Genomic DNA, 5,868 nt, shown 5'->3' on the forward strand with positions numbered 1-5,868 from the left:
ATGTGTATAAGAGACAGGTGCCGGGAGGACCGCCGCGGGCGCTGTGACCGCGACGACGACGAACGCGAAGGCGGCGACCCCACCGACCGCGGGTGCGAGGAGCGCCGCACGCGCCGAGAGGTCGATACCCGCGAGCGCCGCGGCCCCACCGACCAGAAGCACCGAACCGACCGCGAGGAGAGGCGGAGTGGCGATGAACGAGTACGGGGTGGGAGCGATGAGCGACACCGAGTCGGCCGCCGGTTCCGGAGGGACCGTGGGGGCGAGGGAAACCGTGGCCGCGATCGCGGCGACGCCGACGACGAGGAGGGCCGACCCGAGGAGGCGACTGCGGAGTGACATGGACGGCCAGATGCGTTCCGATCACAAAACGATCGCGGGACCGGGCCGGGACGCGGAGTCTCGAACCGGTCGCGCTCACACCGTGATTCCGGCGCGCCCGTCGCCGATGACGACGATCACGCGCTTCGGCGGGCCGCGCTCGTCGGTGAGCCGCAACAGGAGCGTCTTCGCGACCGGCTCGTCGGGATCGATCTCGCCGCGGACCCCGGTCTGATCGACGGCGATCCGGAGCGAGCGGTCGCCCGTGCGACTGATCCCGCCGAGGCGGAGGCGGACCTCGGGCGCCGTGAGCCGCTGGGCGATCACCAGCACCGCGTCGCCGCCGTCGTCGACGAAGTCGGTTCGCTCGACGAACTCACGGGACTCGGTCGCGTCGGGCTTGAGCGCGCCGCGGGCCGACGAGGCCGAGCGGAAGGAGGCCGCGTGCGTCAACAGCTCCTCGGGCCGGGCGAGGACGCTGCGCTCGTCGACCATCGGGTTGCCGTCGACGTAGCGGCTCCGGACGCCGAGGTCGCCGGGGGTCGAGGCGGCGACGTCGTGGAGGCGGTCGACGCACCCGCCGGTGGCGACGGCGAGCGCGCCGGCGACGACCGCGCGACGGTACACGTGCCCGACTGCGACGCAGCGAGGTAAAAACCCCGTCGCCACGGTGACGCGGCGTGAGAATCGGAGCGGCGGCGTCGGGGCGACGGGGCCGCTCGCCGCGCTCGTCGGCGCGTGCGCCGCTACTCGTCCATCGCCGGCGCGGGGACGCCCTCGTCGCCCGCGTCGATCTCGAAGGCGCGCCGGAGCTCCGCGATCCGGTCGCGGATGTCGGCCGCCAGCTCGAACTCCAGGTTGCTCGCGGCCTCGTCCATGCGGTCTTCGAGCGCCTCGATCTGCGCTTTCGCCTCGTCTTCGCTCTCCACGTCGCCGACGCTGACCGACGAGGTGTCCGTCTTCGACCCGGGGAGGTTCGTCTCGCTGACCGGCTTGTCGATGGTGGTCGCCTCGTAGCCGTGCTCGGCGTTGTACTCCAGCTGGATCTCGCGGCGGCGCTGGGTCTCCTCGATGGCCTCTTCCATCGAGTCGGTCACCTCGTCGGCGTAGAGGACGACCTCGCCGTTGACGTTGCGGGCGGCCCGGCCCATCGTCTGGACGAGGGTCGTGGTGGAGCGGAGGAACCCCTCCTGGTCGGCGTCGAGGATGGCGACGAGGCTCACCTCCGGGATGTCGAGCCCCTCGCGGAGCAGGTTGATGCCGACGAGCACGTCGATGTTGCCGAGGCGGAGGTCGCGGATGATCTCGTGGCGTTCGAGGGTGTCCGTCTCGTCGTGCATGTACGCCACGTCGACGCCGGCCTCCTCGAGGTACTCCGTGAGGTCCTCGGCCATCCGCTTGGTGAGCGTGGTGACGAGGACGCGCTCGTCGCGCTCGATCCGCTCGTCGACGCGTTCGAGGAGGTCGTCGACCTGTCCGGTCGCGCCCGTCACTTCCACTTTCGGGTCGACGAGGTGGGTCGGGCGGACGATCTGCTCGACGATCCGGTCGGAGGTCTCGCGCTCGTAGTCGCCGGGCGTCGCCGAGACGTAGAGCGTGCGGTCCGTCTTCTCCTCGAACTCCTCGAAGGTGAGCGGGCGGTTGTCGTAGGCGGTCGGGAGCCGGAACCCGTTCTCGACGAGCGAGTCCTTGCGCGACTTGTCCCCCTCGTACTGCCCTTTGATCTGGGGGATCGTCTGGTGGGACTCGTCGACGACGGTGAGGAAGTCGTCGGGGAAGTAGTCGAGGAGGGTGTAGGGGGCGTCGCCCGACTCGCGGTCGTCCATGTGGACGGAGTAGTTCTCGATCCCCGAGCAGTAGCCCGCCTCGCGGAGCATCTCGATGTCGAAGGTGGTGCGCTCCTCGATGCGCTGGGCGGCCACGAGGTCGCCCTGCCGCTCGAAGTAGCTCACCCGCTTCTCCATCAGGTCCTCGATCTCCGCGATCGCCTGTTCGAGCTTGTCGTCGGGGATCGAGTAGTGCTCCGCCGGGTGGAGCATGACGGCGGGCTCCTCGCTCACGACCTCGCCGTGCATCGGGTCGACCTTGATCATGCGGTCGATCTCGTCGCCCCACAGCTCCACGCGCACCGCGTAGCGCCCGTACATCGGGTATATCTCGACGGTGTCGCCGCGGACGCGGAACGTGCCCTGCGTGAAGTCCACGTCGTTGCGCTCGTAGTTCAGGTCGACGAGCCGGGTGAGCAGCTCCTCGCGGCCGACCGCCTCGCCGACCTCCAGACGGAGGGCCATGTCGCGGTAGTTCTGCGGGTCCCCGAGCCCGTAGATGGCGGAAACGGAGGCGACCACGATCACGTCGTCGCGGGTCAAAAGCGAGCGCGTCGCGGAGTGGCGGAGGCGGTCGATCTCCTCGTTTATCGACATCTCCTTGTCGATGAACGTGTCCGTCTGCTCGACGTACGCCTCCGGCTGGTAGTAGTCGTAGTAGGAGACGAAGTACTCGACGGCGTTGTCCGGGAACAGCTCGCGGAACTCCTCGTACAGCTGGGCCGCGAGCGTCTTGTTGTGGGCGAGGACGAGCGTCGGCTGGTCCAGCTCCTCGGCGACCCACGAGACGGTGTTGGTCTTCCCGGAGCCCGTCACGCCGAGCAGCGTCTGCTTTTCCGCGCCCGACTCGAACCCCTCGACCAGTTGCTCGATCGCCTCGGGCTGGTCGCCCGCGGGCTCGAACGGGGCGTCGACGCGGAGGGGGCGGTCGACGGTCGGGCGGTCCTCCGAGAGGGGGGAGTCGGCGTCGCTCACGATACGCGTCATTGGGCGGCGAGGCACTTGAGCGGCGCGGCTACGTCGTTTATCCTGCCGGAAATCTCAGCGGTTCGGCCGGCTGTGAATACCCGATCGCTCCCAGTGGCGTGACGGAGGCTCCTGAAACAGCAGTCGCTCGGACGTACAGGGTTACCGCTAGGGAGAACACCGCCAAAGCCACAGCCGCTTGCTTATAAATGATCAACAGTGGATCGTCGGCGAACACCTCCAAAGCCCCAGTCGCGAGGCGGGCGCACGCTCGCTGCGCGCCTCGCTCAGTCACTCGCGCTGCTCGCTCCTTCGCTGCGGTGCTGGCGTCGCCTGCGCCCGCCTCGCGACTGCCCCTTTGAGTCCCGCCCCGCACAGCAACCGCAACCGCACCTCACACCTCCCCAGCCTCGTCGCTCACGCCCTGCGGGCGTTCGCGACTCCCTCGCGCGTGCTCCTCGCGCCCACAGGGCGCTCGGAGGCACGCGCCACCGCGTTTGTTTATAAACGGTCTCGCGTCGACACCCGCCTCGCGCTCCGGACGAAAACGTTTCCCCCTGTCCCCGCGAGTCGTGGCGTATGCGCATCGCCGTCCCCAACAAGGGCCGCCTGCACGAGCCGACGCTCTCGCTGTTGGAGCGAGCCGGTCTCCACGTCGAGGAGACCGCCGACCGCCAGCTGTACGCCGACACCGTCGACGAGGACGTGACGGTGCTGTTCGCGCGGGCGGCCGACATCCCCGAGTACGTCCGCGACGGCGCCGCGGACCTCGGCGTCACCGGTCTCGACCAGGCGGCCGAGTCGGGCGGGGTGGCGGACGACGCCGCGTCCGCCGACGGCGACGACCTCGTCGACCTGCTCGATCTGGGGTACGGCTCCTGTAAGCTCGTCCTCGCGGCGCCGGAGGACGGCGACGTCGCTGCCGTCGGAGACCTCGCCGGGAGGACCGTCGCCACCGAGTTCCCGAACGTCACCCGCGACTACCTCGACCGGGTGGGCGTCGACGCCGACGTTGTCACCGTGACGGGCGCGACGGAGCTCACCCCGCACGTCGACATGGCCGACGCCATCGTCGACATCACCTCGACGGGAACGACGCTGAAGGTGAACCGGCTGGCCGTGATAGACGACGTGCTTGACTCCTCGGTCCGGCTGTTCGCCCGCCCCGACGTGGTCGACGACCCGAAGGTCGAGCAGGTGCTGACCGCCTTCGAGTCCGTCCTCGCCGCGGACGGCCGGCGCTATCTGATGATGAACGCGCCGAAAGACCGGCTCGACGACGTGAAGGACGTGATCCCCGGGCTCGGCGGCCCGACCGTGATGGACGTCGAGGCCGACGAGAACGGCAACGGGATGGTGGCGGTCCACGCCGTCGTCGACGAGCGCGACGTGTTCGAGACCATCTCGGAGCTGCGCTCGGTCGGCGCGACCGGCATCCTCGTCACGGAGATCGAACGCCTCGTCGAGTAACTCCGGGACGCGGACCTACCCGTCGTCGATCAGCCGCTCCTTCTCCGCGCGCGACAGCGACTTGATCGCGTACTCTCTCGACATCGCCGCCGACTGCGAGTCGAACGACTCGACGTGCCGCAGCGTCACGGGGGTCCGACCCCGAGTGTACTTCGCGCCCTCCCCGGCGTCGTGTTCGGCGACGCGGCGCTCGACGTCCGTCGTGTACCCGGTGTAGAGGGTGCCGTCGGCGCACTCGATCACGTACACGTAGTGGTCGGCCACGGCCGGCCGTCCGGGCGCGAACGCAAAGTGGGTACGGATGTGCCCGGGTCGGATCGGGGAGGTGCCCGAACCGAAGACGAGACGGAGCTGCGGCTCTCCGTGCGCTCGGTCTCCGATCGGCGTTTCGCCGGTCAGTCCCCGGTTCGCGTCCGCTCGCGAGACACCTCGGCGATGCCCGCGTTCGCGGAGCACTTCGGGCACGCGTTCAGGTCGCCGTGCTCGTCCGCGAAGACCCGCGCGAAGCGGTCCGAGACGTGCGACCCGCAGTGGTCACAGCGTGGCATGTGTTGCCGACGTGCGTCGGCAACTACCATACGGACTCAACGAACAAATACCCTTTTTCGACCCCGTCGGCTGCCGGTATTCGCTCCTTCGAGCCGGTCCGCCGAGCGGAGCGTTCGGCGGGGCCCGGTCGCCTCACTCGGCGCGCGCCGCGTCGACCGCGCGGGCGATCAGGCCGGCCTGCGCGCCGGCGACGAAGCCGGCGTCGACGTTGACGGTCGTGAGCACGGAACACGACTGGAGCGCCCCCTCCAGCGCCGCGACCCCCTCGCCGCCGACGCCGTAGCCGGTCGAGACCGGGAGGGCGATCACGGGGGCGTCGACGAGGCCGGCGACGACGGTCGGGAGCGCGCCCTCGCGGCCGGCCGCGACGACGACGACGTCTGCCTCGCGGATCCGGTCGACCTGATCGAGGATCCGGTCGAGGTTGGCCACGCCGACGTCGTCGACCCGGTCGACCGTCGCCCCGACCTCGCTGGCGACGACCGCCGCCTCGCCGGCGACCGGCGCGTCAGCGGTGCCGGCGGCCACGACCGCGACCGCGGCGTCGAGCGACGGGGGCTCGAAGTCGCCCGCGTGCGCGACGACGGACCCCGTGCGGTCGTCGCGGTCGACCGTCGCGCCCGGGTCGCCGTCGCCGACCACCGACGCGACCGCCGCCGCCGTCGCCTCGTCGGCGCGCGTCACCAGCGCTCGGCCGGTGGTGTCAAGCCTGTCTCTTATACACATCTCTGAGCGG

General features: G+C 70.2%; 6 protein-coding genes and 1 pseudogene. 1 reads left to right on the forward strand and 6 read right to left on the reverse strand.

What is annotated here, in order from left to right; genetic code table 11:
- From C466_RS13250 to uvrB, 3 genes and pseudogenes are all read right to left on the reverse strand, one after another.
- Positions 1 to 342, reverse strand: a pseudogene (locus C466_RS13250) (hypothetical protein); the annotation flags it as partial.
- A gap of 75 nt (positions 343 to 417) precedes the next feature.
- Positions 418 to 948, reverse strand: coding sequence for a hypothetical protein (locus C466_RS13255; RefSeq protein WP_004599358.1), 531 nt, complete (start codon positions 946 to 948; stop codon positions 418 to 420).
- Positions 949 to 1,067: 119 nt separating this feature from the next.
- Positions 1,068 to 3,122: an excinuclease ABC subunit UvrB gene (gene uvrB / locus C466_RS13260; protein ID WP_004599844.1), complete on the reverse strand. Its 2,055-nt coding sequence runs from the start codon at positions 3,120 to 3,122 to the stop codon at positions 1,068 to 1,070.
- Positions 3,123 to 3,692: 570 nt separating this feature from the next.
- On the opposite strand from uvrB, the gene hisG reads away from it, so the two are divergent.
- Positions 3,693 to 4,583 (forward strand): ATP phosphoribosyltransferase, encoded by an 891-nt coding sequence (gene hisG / locus C466_RS13265; protein WP_004599355.1) that lies wholly within the window; start codon positions 3,693 to 3,695, stop codon positions 4,581 to 4,583.
- Between the two features lie 15 nt (positions 4,584 to 4,598).
- Here hisG and C466_RS13270 read toward each other — a convergent pair whose 3' ends face one another.
- The 3 genes from C466_RS13270 to larB form a co-directional block, all read right to left on the reverse strand.
- A complete protein-coding gene (locus C466_RS13270; RefSeq protein ID WP_004599354.1) occupies positions 4,599 to 4,847 on the reverse strand; it encodes a GIY-YIG nuclease family protein in 249 nt (82 codons plus the stop codon).
- A gap of 131 nt (positions 4,848 to 4,978) precedes the next feature.
- The gene (locus tag C466_RS17030) at positions 4,979 to 5,131 is read right to left on the reverse strand and encodes a DUF7563 family protein (RefSeq protein WP_004599353.1); all 153 of its coding nucleotides are present in this window, start codon (positions 5,129 to 5,131) and stop codon (positions 4,979 to 4,981) included.
- Positions 5,132 to 5,264: 133 nt separating this feature from the next.
- On the reverse strand, positions 5,265 to 5,868 hold a 604-nt coding region (gene larB, locus C466_RS13275), incomplete at its 5' end, for a nickel pincer cofactor biosynthesis protein LarB (protein ID WP_049911507.1).

The sequence above is a fragment of the Halorubrum distributum JCM 10118 genome, assembly GCF_000337335.1.
In the GTDB taxonomy this organism is placed as follows: Archaea; Halobacteriota; Halobacteria; order Halobacteriales; family Haloferacaceae; genus Halorubrum; species Halorubrum distributum.

Excerpts from the sequence above, each read along its gene's own strand:
- hisG (WP_004599355.1), top strand. The coding sequence starts at position 3,693 with ATGCGCATCGCCGTCCCCAACAAGGGCCGCCTGCACGAGCCGACGCTC.
- C466_RS17030 (WP_004599353.1), bottom strand. The coding sequence starts at position 5,131 with ATGCCACGCTGTGACCACTGCGGGTCGCACGTCTCGGACCGCTTCGCG.